The 701-nt window shown below is 64.9% G+C and carries 1 protein-coding gene; it reads left to right on the forward strand.

Translation table 11 applies throughout. The features are described 5' to 3' along the window. The coding region (locus A5781_RS17320; RefSeq protein WP_156624742.1) for an AMP-binding protein at nt 1-701 on the forward strand (701 nt) is incomplete at both ends.

Here is a 701-nt window from a genome sequence, read left to right on the forward strand (position 1 = left end):
TTGGGGCTGTTGTCGTCGGTCGAGGTACTCGACGCGCAGGAGCTGGCCTGTTTGGAGGGGTGGGGTAACCGGGCGGTATTGAACCAGCCGATGGCAGCGGCGGTGTCAATTCCGGCAGCGTTTGCCGCCCAAGTCGCCAGCACACCCGAGGCAGTGGCGCTGACGTTCGGGAACCGGTCCTGGACCTATCGCGACGTGGATGAGGCCGCGAATCGGTTGGCGCACTTACTGGTTGCCCGTGGGGTGGGCCCGGGTGAGTGTGTGGGGTTGCTGTTTCCCCGGTGCGCGGATGCGATTGTGGCGATGCTGGCGGTGCTCAAAGCCGGGGGCAGTTATGTGCCGATCGACCCGGCATGGCCGGCGGCCCGGATGGAGTTCGTGCTTGTCGATGCCACGCCTGTCGCGGTGATCACCACGGCGGAGCTCCGGTCGCGGTTGGAGGGGTCGAACCTATTGGTCGTTGACGTCCACGACCGGGTCGTTGACGCGCAGGCGACTAGCGCGCTGCCGTGGCCGGCGCCGGAGAACATCGCCTACATCATTTACACCTCGGGGACGACTGGAACCCCGAAGGGCGTGGCCATCGCCAATTACACGGTTATGTGGTTGGCCGAGTCACTCGAGAGCTGCCTGCCGGCGGGACAGGTGTGGACTCAGTGCCATTCGTCGGCGTTTGACTTTTCGGTGTGGGAGATCTTTGG

Source organism: Mycobacterium sp. 852002-30065_SCH5024008, from assembly GCF_001665645.1.
GTDB lineage: Bacteria > Actinomycetota > Actinomycetes > Mycobacteriales > Mycobacteriaceae > Mycobacterium > Mycobacterium paraffinicum.